This window comes from Ancylobacter oerskovii, assembly GCF_018390555.1.
In the GTDB taxonomy this organism is placed as follows: Bacteria; Pseudomonadota; Alphaproteobacteria; order Rhizobiales; family Xanthobacteraceae; genus Ancylobacter; species Ancylobacter oerskovii.
In genome coordinates this window covers 1-19,798 of record NZ_JAHBGB010000020.1, presented here as the reverse complement: position 1 = coordinate 19,798, position 19,798 = coordinate 1, and the positions used below count along the sequence as shown (strand labels likewise).

Genomic DNA, 19,798 nt, shown 5'->3' with positions numbered 1-19,798 from the left:
TCAACATGGCCGATCGTACCAATGTTGCAGTGAGGCTTCGAACGGTTGAACTTCTCTTTGGCCACGGGGCTCTCCGTCGGTCGGTATTCAATGTTGATACGAAATCACTCGAAAGGCCGGCGCCAACCTTTTGAGTTGGCGCCACTTATCAGATCAAGCTTGCGTCACGCGTACTTGGCCTGAACCTCCTGAGCGACGTTCGACGGCACCTGCTCGTAGTGGTCGAACTGCATGGTGAAGGTCGCGCGGCCCTGCGAGAAGGACCGGAGCGTATTGACGTAGCCGAACATGTTGGCCAGCGGCACCATCGCGTTCACGACGTTCGCATTGCCACGCATGTCCTGGCCCTGGATCTGGCCGCGGCGGGAGTTGAGGTCGCCGATGACCGAGCCGGTATAGTCTTCCGGGGTCACAACCTCGACCTTCATGATCGGCTCGAGGAGCACCGCGCCGCCCTTCTGCAGGGCTTCACGGAACGCCGCACGCGAGGCGATTTCGAAGGCCAGGGCCGACGAGTCGACTTCGTGGTAGGCGCCGTCGATCAGCTCGACCTTGACGTCGACCACCGGGAAGCCGGCCAGCACGCCCGCACCGAGCACGCTTTCCAGGCCCTTGTTGACGCCGGGGATGTACTCCTTCGGCACCGCGCCGCCGATGATCTTGCTCTCGAAGGCGAAGCCCTTGCCGACTTCGTTCGGCTCGACGATGAACTTCACGCGAGCGAACTGGCCGGTACCGCCGGTCTGCTTCTTGTGGGTGTAGTCCACCTCGGTCTTGCGGGTGATCGTCTCGCGATAGGCCACCTGCGGGGCGCCGATGTTGGCGTCCACCTTGTAGGTGCGCTTCAGGATGTCGACCTTGATGTCGAGGTGCAGTTCGCCCATGCCCTTGAGGATGGTCTGGCCGCTCTCGAAATCGGTGGACACGCGGAAGGACGGATCTTCCGCCGCCAGCTTGGCGAGGGCGAGACCCAGCTTCTCCTGGTCGGCCTTGGACTTCGGCTCGATCGCGATCTCGATGACGGGTTCCGGGAACTCCATCTTCTCGAGGATCACCGGCTTGGCGGGGTCGCACAGCGTGTCGCCGGTGCGGACTTCCTTCAGGCCGGCCAGCGCGACGATGTCGCCCGCATAGGCTTCCTTGATGTCTTCGCGGTTGTTCGCATGCATCAGCAGCATGCGGCCGACGCGCTCGCGCTTGTCGCGGGTCGAGTTCAGAAGGCCCATGCCGGTCTCGAGCTTGCCCGAATAGACGCGGCAGAAGGTGATGGTGCCGACGAAGGGGTCGTCCATGATCTTGAACGCGAGGACCGACAGCGGCTCGCTATCCGACGGCTTGCGGTCGGTCTCTTCTTCGGTGTTGAAGTCGATACCCTTGATAGCACCGCGATCGATCGGCGACGGCAGGTAATCGCACACGGCGTCGAGCAGCGGCTGCACGCCCTTGTTCTTGAAGGCCGAGCCGCAGAACACCGGGTTGAACACGCGACCGATCACCGCCTTGCGGATCAGGCCCTTCAGGGTGGCCTCGTCCGGCTCGACGCCGTCGAGATAGGCCGTCAGCACGTCGTCGTCGAGTTCGACGGCCGCCTCGAGCAGCTTGCCGCGATATTCCACGGCCTGCTCGGCGAGTTCCGCCGGGATCTCTTCGTCGTGATACTTCGCGCCGAGCTCTTCATTGTCCCACACGACCGCCTTCATGCGGACGAGGTCGATGATGCCCTTGAAGTTGTTCTCCGAGCCGATCGGCAGCTGGCAGCACACCGGCTTGCCGTCCACGCGGTCGATGATCATCTCGACGCAGCGGAAGAAGTCGGCACCGGTCTTGTCCATCTTGTTGACGAACACGATGCGCGGCACGTTGTACTTGTCGGCCTGGCGCCACACGGTCTCGGTCTGCGGCTCGACGCCCTGGTTGCCGTCGAGCACGCAGACGGCACCGTCGAGCACGCGCAGCGAACGCTCGACTTCGATGGTGAAGTCGACGTGGCCGGGAGTGTCGATGATGTTCAGGCGCTTGCCGTGCCAGAAAGCGGTCGTCGCGGCGGACGTGATGGTGATGCCGCGCTCCTGCTCCTGGGTCATCCAGTCCATGGTGGCGGCGCCATCATGGACTTCGCCGATCTTGTGGCTCTTGCCGGTGTAATAGAGAATCCGCTCGGTCGTCGTGGTCTTGCCGGCATCAATGTGGGCCATGATGCCGAAGTTGCGATAGTCTTCGATAGCGTGCGTGCGCGACATATCAGATCCTCGTCCCGGCTCTCGTCATCACCAGCGGTAGTGAGAGAAGGCGCGGTTCGCCTCCGCCATGCGGTGGGTGTCTTCACGTTTCTTCACGGCGGTGCCGCGGTTGTTCGAGGCGTCCAGCAGCTCGCCGGACAGACGCTCGACCATGGTCTTCTCGTTGCGGGCGCGGGCCGCGGTGATCAGCCAGCGGATCGCCAGCGCCTGACGGCGCTCGGGGCGAACCTCGACCGGCACCTGGTAGGTGGCGCCGCCGACGCGGCGGGAACGCACCTCGATGGCCGGCGACACGTTGTCGAGCGCCTGGGTGAACACGCCCAGCGGCTCCGACTTGGCACGGGCCTCGACGATGTCGAGGGCGCCATAGACGATCTGCTCGGCGACCGACTTCTTGCCGTCATACATGACGGCGTTCATGAAGCGGCTCAGCACCTCGCTCCCGAACTTCGGATCGGGGGTGACTTCGCGACGCTCTGCGCGGTGGCGACGGGACATCGTTAAATCCTCACTTCGGCCGCTTGGCGCCGTACTTCGAACGGCGCTGCTTACGATTCTTGACGCCCTGGGTATCGAGCACGCCGCGCAGGATGTGGTAGCGCACGCCCGGAAGGTCCTTCACGCGGCCGCCGCGGATCATCACCACGGAGTGCTCCTGAAGGTTGTGACCTTCGCCAGGGATGTAACCGATGACTTCATAGCCATTGGTCAGACGAACCTTGGCGACCTTACGAAGCGCCGAGTTCGGCTTCTTCGGGGTCGTGGTGTACACGCGGGTGCAAACGCCGCGCTTCTGCGGGCTAGCCTGCAGGGCCGGAACCTTGTTCCGGGCCTTTTGGGCTTCCCGCGGCTTGCGGATGAGCTGGTTGATCGTCGGCACGACTTCTCGCCTTCGCTTGCGCTGAGGGCAGGATGCCCGGCGCTAACCTATTTCCGCGGCCGCAACCGCATGAATTATCTCTCTCGGCAGCTCGGAACCTTCCGCATGCGCCGGCCATGCCGACTCACCAGGTCAATCTGCGAACGAAAGAAGCGCCGCCGGCCAGATCTGGCCGAGGGCGCTTGCCGTTCAGAGGATCGCGCGGACTTTGCAGCCACTTGCGCGATCATGCGCCTGATAGTTCATGCTTGCGTTCCGGCAGCGTCTCGGAATTCTCTGTCCGGGCAAGGCGCCCCGACACGGCAATTCCGACCTGCCTGCCGTGAAAGTCCGCGCCTTCTACGCGCCGACTCGCCTTTCGTCAAGTGAGAAAGCGTGCAATCTCGCGGCTTCGCGGCGCGATCGCGCCGCCATTTACGCTTTCTTAAGGATCGACGGCCGGTGGATCACCCTCCTCCGGCCCGCCGGACGGCCCGCGGCCGGCCCGGGAGGCCGCGAAGGAATCACGGATGCCGACGATCGCCTCGCGCAGATTCGCAAGCTCGGTCACGCCCTTGCCGGAACAGGACAGGATATGCGGGGGAATCGCCGCCGCCTCGTCCTTGAGCTGGTGCCCCGCCGGCGTCAGGCTCACGATGAGTTGACGCTCATTGTCCGGGTTGCGCCGGCGCGTCGCGAGGCCCATGCCCTCCAGCCGCTTGAGCAGCGGCGTCAGCGTGCTCGATTCCAGCATCAGCCGATCGGCGATGGCGCCCACGGCCTGCCCGTCCCGCTCCCACAGCACCAGCATGACGAGATATTGCGGATAGGTGAGCCCCAGCCTTTCGAGCAGCGGCCGATAGGCGCGCATCACCGCATGCGCCGCCGAATAGACGGCGAAGCAGAACTGCGAATCCAGCTTCAGCGCATCGTCATCCATCGGCCCTCTCCTCACCCGCGCGCGGGCGCTTTCCTGCTGCGAGAATTCTTATCGCGATAACTTTTCGCTGGACAATGCTCCGAATGGGCGATATCCGTTTTATATCGTACACGATATATTATCGTGCAATTCAAATCCGGCACCGACCGGCGTTCAAGCGGAGTGAAGACGATGAAGGTTCTCTACAAGACCCAGGCGACGGCCACCGGCGGGCGCACCGGCTCCGCCGCCACCAGCGACGGCGCCTTCAAGGTGACGCTGGTCACGCCGAAGGAACTCGGTGGGCCCGGCGGCGAGGGCAACAATCCCGAGCAGCTCTTCGCCTCCGGCTATTCCGCCTGCTTCCTCGGCGCGCTCAAATTCGTCGCCAGCCAGCAGAAGGTGAAGATCGCCGACGACAGCACCGTGACCGCCGATGTCGGCATCGGCCCGCGCGACGACGGCACCGGCTTCGGCCTCGACGTGGCGCTGACCATCTCGCTGCCGGGCGTCGAGCGCGCGGTCGCCGAGGATCTGGTCCAGCGCGCCCATATCGTCTGCCCCTATTCGCACGCCACCCGCAACGGCCTCGACGTGCGCCTCACCCTCGCCTGAGCCGGCATCGCGTGACCGGGAAAGGGCCGCCCCATGGGCGGCCCTTTTGCTTTGGAGGCGGAGGCGGGCCGCCCGGTGGCCGACCCGTCATTCGTGTTTTCCCACGAGCGCCCTCATCCTGAGGTGCCCGGCCAACGGCCGGGCCTCGAAGGATGCTCGCCCCGGGGCGCCCCTTCCCGCCCCTCCTTCGAGGCTCGCTGCGCTCGCACCTCAGGATGAGGGTGAGTTGCGGGGTAAAGCTTCAGTGTCGGCTCCCGCGCAGCCGCCTGCGCTCCCGAAAGCAAAAAGGCCGCCCCGGAGGGCGGCCTTTTCGTTTCACGTCAGCCGAAGCCGGCGGATCACTCCGCCGGGCCTTCCAGCGCCGGAGCCTCGGTGACGCCGGCGTCCTGCTCGTTCTGGGCGAGGATCAGGTCGTCGCGCGAGGTCGCGGTCACCCGCAGCTTGGCCATCTGGGCGCCGGTGCCGGCCGGGATCAGCCGGCCGACGATGACGTTCTCCTTCAGGCCGCCGAGATCGTCGGCCTTGCCGTTGACCGCCGCCTCGGTGAGCACCCGGGTGGTCTCCTGGAAGGAGGCCGCCGAGATGAAGGAGCGCGTCTGCAGCGACGCCTTGGTGATGCCGAGCAGCACGGGGTGGCCCGACGCCGGCTTCTTGCCTTCCGCGATGAGCTTCTCGTTGATCTCGTCGAGCTCGGAGGCATCGACCTGCTCGTTGGTGAGCAGATCGCTGTCGCCCTGCTCGTCGATCTCGACCTTCTGCAGCATCTGGCGAACGATCACCTCGATGTGCTTGTCGTTGATCAGCACGCCCTGCAGCCGGTAGACCTCCTGGATCTCGTTGACGAGGTAAGCCGCGAGCTCCTCCACGCCCTTGATCGCCAGGATGTCGTGCGGCGCCGGGTTGCCGTCGACGATGAAGTCGCCCTTCTCGACGAGGTCGCCATCCTGCAGGTGGATGTGCTTGCCCTTCGGGATCAGGTACTCGACCGGATCATCCGTCGAGTCCTGCGGCTCGATGGTGAGGCGGCGCTTGTTCTTGTAGTCCTTGCCGAAGCGGATGGTGCCGGCGATCTCGGCGATGATCGCCGCATCCTTCGGCCGCCGCGCCTCGAACAGCTCCGCCACCCGCGGCAGACCGCCGGTGATGTCGCGGGTCTTGGCGCTCTCCATCGGCACGCGGGCGAGCGCGTCGCCGGCGCTGACGGTGGCGTTCGGATCCACCGAGATGATGGCGTCCACCGGCAGCGTGTAGCGGGCGTCGCCGCCGCGCGGCAGCTTCAGCACCTTGCCGTCCGGGCCCTTCACCACGATGGACGGGCGCAGCTCCGAGCCGCGGCCCGTGCGCCAGTCGGTGACGACGCGCTTGGCGATGCCGGTCGATTCGTCGACCGTCTCGCTCAGCGAGGCGCCTTCCACCAGGTCCTCGAAACCGACGATACCCTCGACCTCGGTGAGGATCGGGCGGGTATAGGGGTCCCACTCGGCGATGCGCTGGCCGCGCTTGATCGCGTCGCCCTCGTCCACCTTCAGCTTGGCGCCGAACTGGATGCGGTGCGCCGCGCGCTCGGAGCCGTCGTGATCGACGATGATCACCGACAGGTTGCGGCTCATCGCGATCAGGTCGCCTTCCGAGTTCCGCACCACGTTGCGGTTGCGGATCTTCACCGTGCCCTCGAAGGAGGCCTCGATGAAGGACTGCTCGGAGAGCTGCGCCGCGCCGCCGATGTGGAAGGTACGCATGGTGAGCTGCGTGCCCGGCTCGCCGATCGACTGCGCCGCGATGACGCCGACCGCCTCGCCCATATTCACCGGGGTGCCGCGCGCCAGGTCGCGCCCGTAGCAGGTGCCGCAGACGCCGCTCTTGGCCTCGCAGGTCAGCACCGAGCGGATCTTGATCTGCTGCACGCCCGCCTTGGAGATGCGATCGACGTCGGCCTCGTCCATCATGTGGCCGGCCGGGACGATGACAGCGCCGGTCGCCGGCTCGATCACGTCCTCCGCCGCGGTGCGGCCGAGAACGCGCGAGCCGAGGGTCGCGACGATCTGGCCGGCGTCGACGATGGCGCGCATGCCGATGCCGTTGGTCGTGCCGCAGTCGCGGACCGTGATGATGCTGTCCTGCGCCACGTCGACGAGACGACGGGTCAGGTAGCCCGAATTCGCGGTCTTCAGCGCGGTGTCGGCCAGACCCTTGCGGGCGCCGTGGGTCGAGTTGAAGTACTCGAGCACGGACAGGCCTTCCTTGAAGTTCGAGATGATCGGCGTCTCGATGATCTCGCCCGACGGCTTGGCCATCAGGCCGCGCATGGCGGCGAGCTGGCGCATCTGCTCGCGCGAGCCGCGCGCGCCGGAATGCGCCATCATGTAGATCGAGTTGATCTGCTTCTCGCGGCCGGTGACCGGGTCCTTCTTCACGGCCGAGATCTCGGCCATCATCTCGTCGGCGAGGCGCGCGGAGCACTTGCCCCAGGCGTCGACGACCTTGTTGTACTTCTCGCCCTGGGTAATCAGGCCGTCATTGTACTGCTGCTCGTACTCCTTGGTGAGCGCACGGGTCTCTTCGACCATGTCCCACTTCTTGGAGGGCACCACCATGTCGTCCTTGCCGAACGAGATGCCGGCGCGGAAGGCATTGGTGAAGCCGAGCGACATGATGCGGTCGCAGAAGATGACCGTCTCCTTCTGACCGCAATGGCGGTAGACGGTGTCGATCATGTTCGAGATCTCCTTCTTCGTCATCAGCTTGTTGACGACGTCGTAAGGAGTCTTGGCGGTCTTCGGCAGCAGCTCGCCGAGCTTCATGCGGCCCGGCGTAGTCTCGTAGATCTTCGAGACCTGGTTGCCGTTCTCATCCACGCCGATATAGCGGCCCTTCACCTTGGTGTGCAGGGTGATGGCCTTGGCGGCGAGCGCATGGTCGATCTCGCCCATGTTCGCGAAGGCCATGCCCTCGCCGGGCTCACCCTCGCGCATCATGGTGAGGTAGTAGAGGCCGAGCACGATATCCTGCGACGGCACGATGATCGGCGCGCCGTTCGCCGGGTGCAGGATGTTGTTGGTCGACATCATCAGCACGCGGGCTTCGAGCTGCGCCTCGATGGACAGCGGCACGTGCACGGCCATCTGGTCGCCGTCGAAGTCGGCGTTGAACGCCGAGCAGACCAGCGGATGCAGCTGGATCGCCTTGCCCTCGATCAGCACCGGCTCGAAGGCCTGGATGCCGAGGCGGTGCAGCGTCGGGGCGCGGTTCAGCATCACCGGATGCTCGCGGATCACCTCGTCGAGGATGTCCCACACTTCGGGACGCTCCTTCTCGACGAGCTTCTTCGCCTGCTTCACGGTCGCAGAGAGGCCCTTCGCGTCGAGACGCGAATAGATGAACGGCTTGAACAGCTCCAGCGCCATCTTCTTCGGCAGGCCGCACTGGTGCAGCTTCAGCTCGGGACCCACCACGATCACCGAACGGCCGGAATAGTCGACGCGCTTGCCGAGCAGGTTCTGGCGGAACCGGCCCTGCTTGCCCTTCAGCATGTCGGCGAGCGACTTCAGCGGGCGCTTGTTGGCACCGGTGATGACGCGGCCGCGGCGGCCGTTGTCGAACAGCGCATCGACCGCTTCCTGAAGCATGCGCTTCTCGTTGCGGATGATGATGTCCGGCGCCTTCAGCTCGATCAGCCGCTTCAGGCGGTTGTTGCGGTTGATGACGCGGCGGTACAGGTCGTTGAGGTCGGAGGTCGCGAAGCGGCCGCCGTCCAGCGGGACGAGCGGGCGCAGGTCCGGCGGGATCACCGGCACATGCGTCAGGATCATCCACTCCGGCCGGTTGCCAGACTGCTGGAAGGCCTCGACGATCTTCAGGCGCTTGGCGAGCTTCTTCGGCTTCAGCTCGGTGGTCGCCTCGGCGATCTCCTTGCGGAGGTTGCCGGCGATCGCCTCGAGGTCCATGCCGCGCAGGATCTCGCGGATGGCCTCGGCGCCGATCAGCGCGGTGAAGCTGTCATCGCCATATTCTTCCTGGGCGCGCAGATAGTCCTCTTCCGAGAGGAGCTGACGCTCCTTCAGCGGGGTGAGGCCCGGCTCGATGACGCAGTAGTACTCGAAGTACAGGATGCGCTCGAGGTCCTTCAGCGTCATGTCGAGCAGCAGGCCGATGCGGCTCGGCAGCGACTTCAGGAACCAGATATGCGCGACAGGCGCGGCCAGCTCGATATGGCCCATGCGCTCGCGGCGCACGCGCGAGAGGGTGACCTCGACGCCGCACTTCTCGCAGATGATGCCCTTGTACTTCATGCGCTTGTACTTGCCGCACAAGCACTCGTAGTCCTTGATCGGACCGAAGATGCGAGCGCAGAACAGGCCGTCGCGCTCCGGCTTGAAGGTCCGGTAGTTGATGGTCTCCGGCTTCTTGATCTCGCCGAAGGACCAGGACTGGATCTTTTCCGGGCTCGCGATCGAGATCTTGATCTGATCGAACGTCGGCGCGGGGGCCGCCGGATTGAAGAGATTCATCACCTCTTGATTCATCGCCGTCTCCTTCGGCTCGGACTTCGCCGCCGCCGTCGCGGGGGCCGAATGTCACGGGGCCAGATGTCGCAAAAAACGTCGTCTCGAACGGGCTCCGCGCGGAAGGCCGGGCCTTCCGCGCGGTCGTCAGTCTGTCCGCTTACTCGGCGGCCTGGGCGCTTTCGCCGGCGCCCGGCACCACGGACTGGGTCTTGGAGTTCATCAGCTCGACGTTGAGACCCAGCGAGCGCATTTCCTTCACGAGCACGTTGAAGCTCTCGGGAATGCCGGCCTCGAAGGTGTCGTCGCCGCGCACGATGGCCTCGTAGACCTTGGTGCGGCCGGCCACGTCGTCCGACTTCACGGTGAGCATCTCCTGCAGCGTATAGGCCGCGCCATACGCCTCGAGCGCCCACACCTCCATTTCGCCGAAGCGCTGGCCACCGAACTGCGCCTTGCCGCCCAGCGGCTGCTGGGTCACGAGCGAGTACGGGCCGATCGAACGGGCATGGATCTTGTCGTCGACCAGGTGGTGCAGCTTCAGCATGTAGATGTAGCCCACCGTGACCTTGCGGTCGAACTGCTCGCCGGTGCGCCCGTCATACAGCGTCGACTGCGCCGACTTGTCGAGGCCGGCCAGCTCCAGCATGCGCTCGATGTCCGCCTCGCGGGCGCCGTCGAACACCGGCGTGGCGATGGGAACGCCGCGCCGCAGGTTGGTGCCGAGCTCGACCAGCCCTTCCTCGTCGAGCGAGGCGATGGTCTCGTCCTTGCCGTAGATGTCGCCGAACGCCTTCTTCAGCGGTGCGACGTCGTTGGCGCGGCGATACTGCTCGATGGCGTTGTCGATCACCTTGCCGAGGCCCGCGCAGGCCCAGCCCAGATGCGTCTCGAGGATCTGCCCGACATTCATGCGCGAGGGCACGCCGAGCGGGTTGAGCACCATGTCGACCGGGGTGCCGTCCTCGAGGAACGGCATGTCCTCGACCGGGACGATGCGCGAGACCACGCCCTTGTTGCCGTGCCGGCCGGCCATCTTGTCGCCCGGCTGGATCTTGCGCTTCACGGCGATGAAGACCTTGACCATCTTCATCACGCCCGGGGGCAGCTCGTCGCCGCGCTGCAGCTTCTCGACCTTGTCGAGGAAGCGCTGCTCGAGGCGCTTCTTCGATTCGTCGTACTGGTTGCGCATGGCTTCCAGTTCGCTCAGCAGCTGGTCGTCGGCCACCGCGAACATCCACCACTGGCTGCGCGGATAGTCCGCCAGCACCGTGCGGGTGATCTGGGTGTCCTTCTTGAAGCCCTTCGGGCCGGCGACGCCGACCTTGCCGTCCAGCATCTCGGCCAGGCGGCCGAAGACGTTGCGGTCGAGGATCGCCTGCTCGTCGTCGCGGTCCTTGGCGAGACGCTCGATCTCCTCGCGCTCGATCGCCTGGGCGCGCTCGTCCTTGTCGACGCCGTGGCGGTTGAACACCCGCACCTCGACGACCGTACCGGTCACGCCCGGGGGAACGCGCAGCGAGGTGTCGCGCACGTCGGCGGCCTTCTCGCCGAAGATGGCGCGCAGAAGCTTCTCTTCCGGCGTCATCGGGCTCTCGCCCTTCGGGGTGATCTTGCCGCAGAGGATGTCGCCCGCCTGCACCTCGGCACCGATATAGACGATACCGGCTTCGTCGAGGTTCTTGAGCGCCTCTTCCGAGACGTTCGGGATGTCGCGGGTGATTTCTTCCGGACCCAGCTTGGTGTCGCGGGCCATCACCTCGAACTCCTCGATGTGGATCGACGAGAAGATGTCGCCCTTCGAGATGTTCTCGGACAGCAGGATGGAGTCCTCGAAGTTGTAGCCGTTCCACGGCATGAACGCGACGAGGATGTTCCGGCCGAGCGCCAGGTCGCCGAGATCGGTCGAAGGACCGTCGGCGATGATGTCGCCCTTGCGCACCGCGTCGCCCACGCGCACCAGCGGACGCTGGTTGATGCAGGTCGACTGGTTGGAGCGCTGGAACTTCTGCAGCCGGTAGATGTCGACGCCCGACTTCGACGCATCGTTCTCTTCGGTCGCCCGGATGACGATACGGGTGGCGTCCACCTGGTCGATGATGCCCGTGCGGCGCGCCGCGATGGCGGCACCGGAGTCACGCGCCACCACCGATTCCATGCCGGTGCCCACGAAGGGGGCGTCGGCGCGGACCAGCGGCACCGCCTGGCGCTGCATGTTGGAGCCCATCAGCGCGCGGTTGGCGTCGTCGTTCTCGAGGAACGGAATCAGCGCCGCGGCGACGGAGACCAGCTGCTTGGGCGACACGTCCATGAAGTCGACGCGGTCCGGGGTCACGAGCAGCACGTCGCCGGCATGCCGGCAGACGATCAGGTCCTCGGTGAAGCGGCCCTCGCTGTCGAGCGGGATGTTCGCCTGCGCGACGTAGTACTTCCCCTCCTCCATGGCGGAGAGATAGACCACCTCGTCCTGGACCTGGCTGTCCTTCACGCGGCGATAGGGCGCCTCGATGAAGCCGTACTTGTTCACGCGGGCGAAGGTGGCCAGCGAGTTGATCAGGCCGATGTTCGGGCCTTCCGGCGTCTCGATCGGGCAGATGCGGCCGTAATGCGTCGGGTGCACGTCGCGCACCTCGAAGCCGGCGCGCTCGCGCGTCAGACCGCCCGGGCCGAGCGCCGAGAGACGGCGCTTGTGGGTGATCTCCGACAGCGGGTTGGTCTGGTCCATGAACTGCGAGAGCTGCGACGAGCCGAAGAACTCGCGCACCGCCGCCGCCACCGGCTTCGCATTGATCAGGTCCTGCGGCATCACGGTGTCGATGTCGACGGACGACATGCGCTCCTTGATGGCGCGTTCCATGCGCAGCAGGCCGACACGGTACTGGTTCTCCATGAGCTCGCCGACCGAGCGCACCCGGCGATTGCCGAGATGGTCGATGTCGTCGATCTCGCCCTTGCCGTCGCGCAGCTCCACCAGCGTCTTGATGACCGCGAGGATGTCCTCGCGGCGCAGCACGCGCACGGTGTCGGCGGCGTCGAGGTCGAGGCGCATGTTCATCTTCACGCGGCCGACCGAGGAGAGGTCGTAGCGCTCGGCGTCGAAGAACAGCGAGTGGAACATCGCCTGCGCGCTGTCGAGCGTCGGCGGCTCGCCGGGACGCATCACGCGGTAGATGTCGAACAGCGCGTCCTCACGGGTGACGTTCTTGTCGATCGCCAGCGTGTTGCGGATATAGGCGCCGATATTGACATGGTCGATGTCGAGGATCGGGAGCTCGTCATAGCCGAGCTCGCCGAGCTGCTTCAGCATCTTCTCGGAGACTTCCTCGCCGGCCTCGACATAGATCTCGCCGGTCTGGAGGTTCACGAGGTCCTCGGCCACGTAGCGGCCGACCATCTCGTCGTCGGAGATCTTGAGCGCCTTGAGGCCCTTCTCGGCGAGCTGGCGCGCCTGGCGCACCGTCACCTTCTTGCCGGCCTCAACCACCACTTCGCCGGTGTCGGCGTCGACGAGGTCGGCGACCGCCTTGTAGCCCTTCATGCGCTTGGGATCGAACGGCATGCGCCAGCCGTCCTTGGTGCGCGAGAAGGAGATGGTGTCGTAAAAGGTGTTGAGGATTTCCTCGCCGTCGAGGCCGAGGGCGAACAGCAGGCTCGTCACCGGAATCTTGCGGCGACGGTCGATGCGCGCATAGACGATGTCCTTGGCGTCGAACTCGATGTCGAGCCAGGAACCGCGATACGGAATGATGCGGGCGGCGAAGAGCAGCTTGCCCGAGGAGTGGGTCTTGCCCTTGTCGTGGTCGAAGAACACGCCCGGCGAGCGGTGCATCTGCGAGACGATCACGCGCTCGGTGCCGTTGACGATGAAGGTGCCGTTCATCGTCATCAGCGGGATGTCGCCCATATAGACGTCCTGCTCCTTGATGTCCTTGACGGACTTGGAGCCGGTATCCGGGTCGACATCGAACACGATGAGGCGCAGCGTCACCTTCAGCGGGGCGGCAAAGGTCATGCCGCGCTGGCGGCACTCGTCCACGTCATATTTCGGCGGCTCGAATTCGTAGCGGACGAATTCGAGCATCGCGGCGCCCGAGAAGTCCGAGATCGGGAAAACCGACTTGAAAACCGCCTGAATGCCGTCGTCCGCACGCCCGCCCTTCGGCTCGTCGATCTGCAGGAACTGGTCGTAGGATGCCTTCTGAACCTCGATGAGGTTCGGCATCTCCGCCACTTCCTGGATCTTGCCGAAAAACTTGCGGACCCGCTTACGACCGGTGAACGTCTGCGCCATGTCGCTCCTCGCTCCGTCCGAGTATCCGTCTGAGCGCCTCGATGCCCCGGCGTGGCTGCGCCGCTGGCTGAGAACGCATTCTCGCGGAGAAGTTGGCCATCCGTGCGGCATGCCGCCCTCGATGCCTTCCTTCCGCGCCCGACGGCTCGCCCAACGATCCCGATCGAACGGGATGGTCGGGGAAGCCGTCCGGCCTCCTCCGCCTCCGCCCCTGCGGGCAAAAGGCGGAAGGACCGCCGGCAGAACCGGCGGCCCCCGAAAATGATCGTCAGATCACTTGAGCTCGACCTTGGCGCCGGCCTTCTCGATCTGCGCCTTGATCTTCTCGGCTTCTTCCTTGGTCACGCCTTCCTTGACGGGCTTCGGAGCGCCTTCGACGAGGTCCTTGGCTTCCTTGAGGCCCAGGCCGGTGATGGCGCGGACTTCCTTGATGACCTCGATCTTCTTGTCGCCGGCCGAGGCCAGGACAACGGTGAACTCGGTCTGCTCTTCGGCGGCCGGGGCGGCAGCGCCGCCAGCGCCCGGAGCGGCAGCCACGGCAACGGCCGCAGCGGCGGAAACGCCCCACTTCTCCTCGAGGAGCTTCGCGAGCTCGGCGGCCTCGAGAACGGTGAGGGAGGACAGCTCGTCAACGAGCTTCGACAGGTCAGCCATTTTATCTAAGTCCTTGAATTTCGGTTCGAACCAGATTTACCGGGAAAGCCTCACGCGGCTTCGTTCTCACGGGCATAGGCCCCGAACACGCGGGCCAGCTTGGCAGCCGGCGCGGTGCTGAGCTGCGCGATCTTGGTCGCCGGGGCCTGGATGAGGCCGACCAGCTTCGCACGCAGTTCATCGAGGGACGGCATGGTGGCCAGAGCCTTCACACCATCCACGTTCAGGGCCGTGGTGCCGAACGCCCCGCCAAGGATGACGAACTTGTCGTTCGTCTTGGCGAAGTCGACGGCAACCTTCGGAGCCGCAACAGGATCGCTCGAATAAGCGATGATGGTCGGGCCCTTCAGCAGGTGCCCGACATGTGCGACATCCGAACCTTCGAGAGCGATCTTCGCGAGGCGGTTCTTTGCCACCTTCACGGTCGCGCCGCTCGCCTTCATCTGCCGGCGCAGGGCCGACATCTGGGCGACGGTGAGACCGGAATAGTGGGCCACGACGACGACCGAGGTGCTCTTGAACACCTCGTTCAGCGACGTGACGAGCTCTTCTTTTTGAGCGCGATCCACTTCACTTACTCTCCGGTGGCGGAACAGCGAGCCGCTCCGCCGGTTAGCGCCTTGCCTCCCCGCCCGAAGGCGGATCAGCGGTTGAAATCCTGTCCCCTGGGACCGGAAAACCGGCCAAGGCGCTGGTTCGAGCCGAAATTCAAGCGCCGGCGAACCGGCCCTCCCCTCTCGGTCGTACCCCGTCTATGCAGGCCCCGAAGCGGGATTAGACCAACCCGGAACGGGTCGGCACCTGCAGTCTCGGACAGGACTTAGGCCGGCAGGGCGAGCCCTACCAGCCCCTTCGTCCGGGTTAGCGGACGAAAGCTTTGAATGTCTTCGGCATCGCACCCGGCACGGGTCATGGCGACTCGTGGCCGGGGGCGAAACAGCCCATATAGAGGGTCGAATGGGATTTGTCAGCCCCCAGATAGCACCGGGAGCCGACCAATTCCATCCCTCGCCCGATCACGCCGTCGCGACCGGGCCGGCGACGCGCCTCAGGACGCGGCGGCCAGAACCGTCGCCGGCTCCACCTTCACGCCCGGGCCCATGGTCGAGGACAGCGCGATGCGCTGCACATAGGTGCCCTTGGCGCCGGTCGGCTTGGCCTTGACCACCGCGTCGGCGAAGGCGCGGATGTTCTCGGCGAGCTTGTCGGCGGCGAAGGAGGCCTTGCCGATGCCGGCGTGGATGATGCCGGCCTTCTCGACGCGGAACTCGATCGCGCCGCCCTTGGCGGCCTCGACGGCGCCCTTCACGTCCATGGTCACGGTGCCGACCTTCGGGTTCGGCATCAGGCCGCGCGGGCCGAGCACCTTGCCGAGACGTCCGACCAGCGGCATCAGGTCCGGGGTGGCAATGCAGCGATCGAACTCGATGGTGCCGCCCTGCACGGTCTCGAGCAGGTCCTCGGCGCCGACGATATCGGCACCCGCCGCCTTGGCCTCGTCGGCCTTGGCGCCGCGGGCGAACACCGCCACGCGCACGGTACGGCCGGAGCCGTTCGGCAGGTTGCACACGCCGCGGACCATCTGGTCGGCATGGCGGGGGTCGACGCCGAGATTGATCGCGACCTCGATGGTCTCGTCGAACTTGGCGTTGGCACGCTCCTTCAGCAGCCCGATGGCCTCGTCGAGACCATAGAGCTTCAGGCGGTCAATGCCCTCGCGGGTGGCGCGAACACGCTTTGCAATCTTGGCCATCAGCTCAACCCACAACCTCGAGGCCCATGGAACGGGCGGAGCCTTCGATCATGCGGACCGCCGATTCGACGGTGTCGCAGTTCAGATCCTTCATCTTCTTCTCGGCGATCTCGCGCATCTGCGCCTGGGAGATCTTGCCGACGAAGCCGCCCTTGCCGGGGGTCTTCGAGCCCGAGCCGGGCTTCTTCTTCGTCTCGAGGCCGGCGGCCTTCTTGAGGAAGTAGGAGACCGGGGGGGTCTTCAGCTCGAAGGTGAAGGAACGGTCCTGATAGGCCGTGATCAGGACGGGGATCGGCATGCCCTTTTCCATCTGGGCGGTCTGGGCGTTGAACGCCTTGCAGAACTCCATGATGTTGAGGCCGCGCTGGCCGAGCGCCGGGCCGATCGGCGGGGCCGGGTTGGCCGCGCCGGCCGGCACCTGCAGCTTCACATAGCCGGTAATCTTCTTCGCCATGAAAGGCTCCTGCTTGCACGTCCGGCTGCCAGGCCGGAAGCACAAATCACGCCGTCACGGCCTGTTGCAGCCGTGGGCGACGTGGCTTTCGGGTCGCGGTCGCGGCACGCGTGCTCCGGCTGGCGAACCGGTCGTGCCTCCCGCGGATGGATCGATCCTCGGAGGATCGGCATGCCCTTTCGGGACATGCGGTCGGTCGCTTACACCAGAATCGGCACGAAGGAAAGCCCGCCATGGCAGATCGTGCCCGGCGGGTCGGTCGGCCGGGCGTGCCGGCGCGCGCCTCGCGTCACACCATCGGGTGCAGCGAACGCCGCGCCCGTCGTGCCTCGCGCGCCAGTATGGCGTCGGCATCGAGCCCGGCAATCGGCTTGGACAGGTCGCGCGGCACCTCTCCCTCCAGCTGCAGGACGAGATAGCGCCCGCAGCAGACCCGCAGGAAGGAGGAGAAGTTCTCCACCCCGCCATGGGCGAAGGTCAGCTCCTCATGCAGCTTGGCTAGCAGCTGGGCCAGGCTCATGCCGTCGCGCCGGGCGATTTCGTCCAGCACGCGCCAGTAGAAATTCTCCAGCCGCACGCTGGTGGAGAAGCCGTTGAGCCGGAGCGACTTCAGCCGCGTCTGCCACAGCCGCGCATCGGCCTCGATGAAGAGCTTGCACATCGCATCCCTCCGGGAAGGGTCCGCCGGGGAAGGATCATAGCCGCTCCCCTCGCCCGGCGGAAGCAGGGGCCTCACGCCGCCTTGCGGGCCTCGCCATGGCTGATGGCGGTGCCGAGCACGGCGAGGAACTGGGCGATCCAGGCCGGATGCGCCGGCCAGGCGGGCGCGCTGACCAGATTGCGGTCGGTCACCGCGGCGTCGATGGCGATGTCGGCATAGGTGCCGCCGGCGAGTTCCACCTCGGCGCGGCAGGCGGGATAGGCCGAGCAGGTGCGCCCTTCCAGCACCCGGGCGCCGGCGAGCAGCTGCGCGCCGTGGCAGATGGCGGCGACCGGCTTCTCCGCCGCGAAGAAGTGGCGGACGATCTCGATCACCTTGTCGTTCATGCGCAGATATTCCGGCGCCCGGCCGCCGGGGATCACCAGCGCGTCGTAGCGGGCCGGGTCGATGTCGGCGAAGGTCGCGTTGAGCGCAAAATTATGGCCGCGCTTTTCCGAATAGGTCTGGTTGCCCTCGAAATCGTGGATGGCGGTGGCGACGCTGTCGCCCGCGCGCTTGTCGGGGCAGACCGCGTGGACGGTGTGACCCACCGCCAGCAGCGCCTGGAACGGCACCATGGTCTCGTAGTCCTCGACGAAATCGCCGACGATCATCAGGATGCGCTTGCCGGACATGTCCTTCCTCCCTGAGCTGCCGCCCTGTGGCGTGTCGGGGAAGCATAGGCCGCCCGTCTCCGGGGCGGGTGTTATCGGGTTATAGCGTCGGAGGGCTTCGGCCGGCGCCCCGCCCGAAGCGCCCGAACGGAGCACCACGCTCCCGTCATGCATGCATCACGTCCGGCCCGCTCACCGTCATGGCCGGACTTGTCCCGGCCATCCACGCCTTGTTCCGCCCCCGGGGATGACATCGCCCCAAACAAAAAAGGCGCGGCCATCGCCGCGCCTTTCCGCATCCGCCTGTCGCGGAGGCTCAGGTCTTCTCGACCTGGTTGAACTCCAGCTCCACCGGGGTGGCGCGGCCGAAGATCGACACCGCCACCTTGAGGCGGGAGCGGGCATCGTCCACTTCCTCGACGATGCCGTTGAACGAGGCGAACGGGCCGTCCGACACCTTCACCGTCTCGCCAACCTCGAAGCTCACCGAGGGCTTCGGCCGCTCGATGCCTTCCTGCACCTGCTGCAGGATGCGCATCGCCTCCGATTCGGCGATCGGCATCGGCTTGTTGTCGGCGCCGAGGAAGCCGGTGACCTTCGGGGTGTTCTTGATGAGATGGAACGCCTCGTCGGTGAGGTCCATCTTCACCAGCACATAGCCGGGGAAGAACTTGCGCTCGGCATCGACCTTGCGGCCGCGGCGCACCTCGGTGACCTTCTCGATCGGCACCAGCACCTGCTCGAACAGCTCGGCGAGACCGCGCTGGGCAGCCTGTTCCTTGATCGAATCGGCGACCTTCTTCTCGAAGTTCGAATAGGCGTGGACGATGTACCAGCGCTTGGCCATGACGATATCCCTCAGCGCCCGATGTGCAGCAGTTGCGCGACCGCGAAGCTCAACACCTGGTCGGCGACCAGGAAGAACAGCGACGCCACGACCACCATCACGAACACCATCGCGGTGGTGATCAGCGTCTCGCGACGGGTCGGCCAGGTGACCTTGCGCGTCTCGGCGCGGACCTGCTGAAAGAACTCGACCGGGTTCGTCTTCGCCATGCTCGTCTCGGAACGCCTCTGGGCGGAGCGCCTTCCCGCCAGGGAAGCCGGACCGCGAATTCGGAAAATGCGGGAGAAACCGCGCATCGCCCTTCGTAAAGAGCGACGCGGGCGTATAGCCTGCAAACCCGCCCCTCGTCAAAGCAAACCCGCTTCACGAGAAGGAGGCCCGCCGGCTCGGCCGCCATCCCGGGGGCGGCGTCCGGCCGGAGAGAGGGGCTCCCGGCCTGGGAACCGGGGCCTTCGCCCCGCGCAAGGCGGTTTCAACCCTGGCGAAACGCGCCCCGAACTGCCTGTCGCGGTAAGCGATGGCAGGAGTGGAGGGACTCGAACCCCCAACCCCCGGTTTTGGAGACCGGTGCTCTGACCAGTTGAGCTACACTCCTGTGGCCCGCGAAGCAGGCGGCGCTCTTCCTATTCATCCGCCGCCCGGATGTAAAGAGCGTGAGAGCGGCGAATAGCGGCGCTCCACATGCACGGCGCCTTCCGCCCCGGCGCCGAGCGCATCCTTCCGGCTCCCGGACGCCCTGCGACGCCCCCTGCCCCGTAGCGCGTCTTCATCCCGAGATGCGAGCGCAGCGAGCCTCGAAGGAGGCTCGGGAAAGCACACCCGGGCGCGCCTCCTTCGAGGCCCGGCCGTTGGCCAGCCACATCAGGATGAGGAGGCTCCGGGCGGATGACGATTTCGTCCCCGGGCGCCCTGCGACGCTCCCCTGCCCCACAACGCACCCTCATCCTGAGGTGCGAGCGCAGCGAGCCTCGAAGGATGCTCGGAAGGCGTGCCCGGGCGAGCCTCCTTCGAGGCCCGGCCGTTGGCCGGGCACCTCAGGATGAGGGGGCTTCGGGTGAATGACGTCCCGCCTTTCGTCGCGGCGAAAGCCCAGTCGGGCACCAAAAGAAAAAGGGGAGCGCGAGCGCTCCCCTTTCCTGTCTCGTTCGCCGAGGCGCAAGCCCCGCCGGATCACTCGATGATGGCGGCGACGACGCCGGCACCGGAAAGGAATGCGGTGTTCCGCATTCCGCCGTTGCCGCGATCACTCGATGATCGCAGCAACCACTCCAGCTCCAACCGTGCGTCCGCCTTCACGGATGGCGAAGCGCAGCTTCTCTTCCATCGCGATCGGCACGATCAGCTGCACGT

General features: G+C 65.9%; 16 protein-coding genes and 1 tRNA gene. 1 reads left to right on the top strand and 16 read right to left on the bottom strand.

Going from position 1 to position 19,798, the window contains the following annotated elements; genetic code table 11:
* Nucleotides 1–164: 164 nt before the first annotated feature.
* From fusA to KHC19_RS10605, 4 genes are all read right to left on the bottom strand, one after another.
* Entirely contained in the window at nt 165–2,240 is a 2,076-nt protein-coding gene (gene fusA, locus KHC19_RS10620) for an elongation factor G (protein WP_213352342.1), read from the bottom strand.
* Between the two features lie 27 nt (nt 2,241–2,267).
* The gene (gene rpsG / locus KHC19_RS10615; RefSeq protein ID WP_213352341.1) at nt 2,268–2,738 is read right to left on the bottom strand and encodes a 30S ribosomal protein S7; all 471 of its coding nucleotides are present in this window, start codon (nt 2,736–2,738) and stop codon (nt 2,268–2,270) included.
* Nucleotides 2,739–2,748: 10 nt separating this feature from the next.
* The gene (gene rpsL, locus KHC19_RS10610; RefSeq protein WP_018390597.1) at nt 2,749–3,120 is read right to left on the bottom strand and encodes a 30S ribosomal protein S12; all 372 of its coding nucleotides are present in this window, start codon (nt 3,118–3,120) and stop codon (nt 2,749–2,751) included.
* A gap of 424 nt (nt 3,121–3,544) precedes the next feature.
* Entirely contained in the window at nt 3,545–4,039 is a 495-nt protein-coding gene (locus KHC19_RS10605; RefSeq protein ID WP_213352340.1) for a MarR family winged helix-turn-helix transcriptional regulator, read from the bottom strand.
* Between the two features lie 171 nt (nt 4,040–4,210).
* On the opposite strand from KHC19_RS10605, the gene KHC19_RS10600 reads away from it, so the two are divergent.
* Complete coding sequence (locus KHC19_RS10600; RefSeq protein WP_213352339.1) at nt 4,211–4,633, top strand: organic hydroperoxide resistance protein; 423 nt, start codon at nt 4,211–4,213, stop codon at nt 4,631–4,633.
* A gap of 338 nt (nt 4,634–4,971) precedes the next feature.
* Here the strand turns inward: KHC19_RS10600 and rpoC are convergent, their stop codons facing one another.
* The 12 genes from rpoC to KHC19_RS10540 all read right to left on the bottom strand — a co-directional run.
* Nucleotides 4,972–9,156, bottom strand: a complete 4,185-nt coding sequence (gene rpoC / locus KHC19_RS10595) for a DNA-directed RNA polymerase subunit beta' (protein ID WP_213352338.1) — start codon at nt 9,154–9,156, stop codon at nt 4,972–4,974.
* Nucleotides 9,157–9,295: 139 nt separating this feature from the next.
* Nucleotides 9,296–13,426, bottom strand: coding sequence for a DNA-directed RNA polymerase subunit beta (rpoB, locus tag KHC19_RS10590; RefSeq protein ID WP_213352337.1), 4,131 nt, complete (start codon nt 13,424–13,426; stop codon nt 9,296–9,298).
* Nucleotides 13,427–13,699: 273 nt separating this feature from the next.
* Nucleotides 13,700–14,080 carry a 50S ribosomal protein L7/L12 gene (gene rplL, locus KHC19_RS10585; protein WP_213352336.1) on the bottom strand — a complete coding sequence of 127 codons (381 nt, stop codon included), beginning with the start codon at nt 14,078–14,080 and terminating at the stop codon, nt 13,700–13,702.
* 50 nt (nt 14,081–14,130) lie between these two features.
* Complete coding sequence (rplJ, locus tag KHC19_RS10580) at nt 14,131–14,649, bottom strand: 50S ribosomal protein L10 (protein WP_213352335.1); 519 nt, start codon at nt 14,647–14,649, stop codon at nt 14,131–14,133.
* A 479-nt stretch (nt 14,650–15,128) separates the two neighbouring features.
* A complete protein-coding gene (gene rplA, locus KHC19_RS10575; protein WP_213352334.1) occupies nt 15,129–15,833 on the bottom strand; it encodes a 50S ribosomal protein L1 in 705 nt (234 codons plus the stop codon).
* 4 nt (nt 15,834–15,837) lie between these two features.
* Nucleotides 15,838–16,287 (bottom strand): 50S ribosomal protein L11, encoded by a 450-nt coding sequence (gene rplK / locus KHC19_RS10570; RefSeq protein WP_213352333.1) that lies wholly within the window; start codon nt 16,285–16,287, stop codon nt 15,838–15,840.
* Nucleotides 16,288–16,576: 289 nt separating this feature from the next.
* Nucleotides 16,577–16,948, bottom strand: coding sequence for a ribbon-helix-helix domain-containing protein (locus KHC19_RS10565; RefSeq protein WP_213352332.1), 372 nt, complete (start codon nt 16,946–16,948; stop codon nt 16,577–16,579).
* Between the two features lie 71 nt (nt 16,949–17,019).
* On the bottom strand, nt 17,020–17,622 hold the full coding sequence (locus KHC19_RS10560; protein ID WP_213352331.1) for a DJ-1/PfpI family protein: 603 nt from the start codon (nt 17,620–17,622) through the stop codon (nt 17,020–17,022).
* Nucleotides 17,623–17,917: 295 nt separating this feature from the next.
* Complete coding sequence (gene nusG, locus KHC19_RS10555; RefSeq protein ID WP_213352330.1) at nt 17,918–18,448, bottom strand: transcription termination/antitermination protein NusG; 531 nt, start codon at nt 18,446–18,448, stop codon at nt 17,918–17,920.
* Nucleotides 18,449–18,459: 11 nt separating this feature from the next.
* Nucleotides 18,460–18,657: a preprotein translocase subunit SecE gene (gene secE / locus KHC19_RS10550; RefSeq protein WP_213352329.1), complete on the bottom strand. Its 198-nt coding sequence runs from the start codon at nt 18,655–18,657 to the stop codon at nt 18,460–18,462.
* Between the two features lie 309 nt (nt 18,658–18,966).
* A tRNA-Trp gene (locus KHC19_RS10545) sits at nt 18,967–19,043 on the bottom strand.
* 648 nt (nt 19,044–19,691) lie between these two features.
* A partial coding sequence (locus KHC19_RS10540; RefSeq protein ID WP_484771498.1) for an EF-Tu C-terminal domain-related protein occupies nt 19,692–19,798 on the bottom strand: 107 nt, incomplete at its 5' end.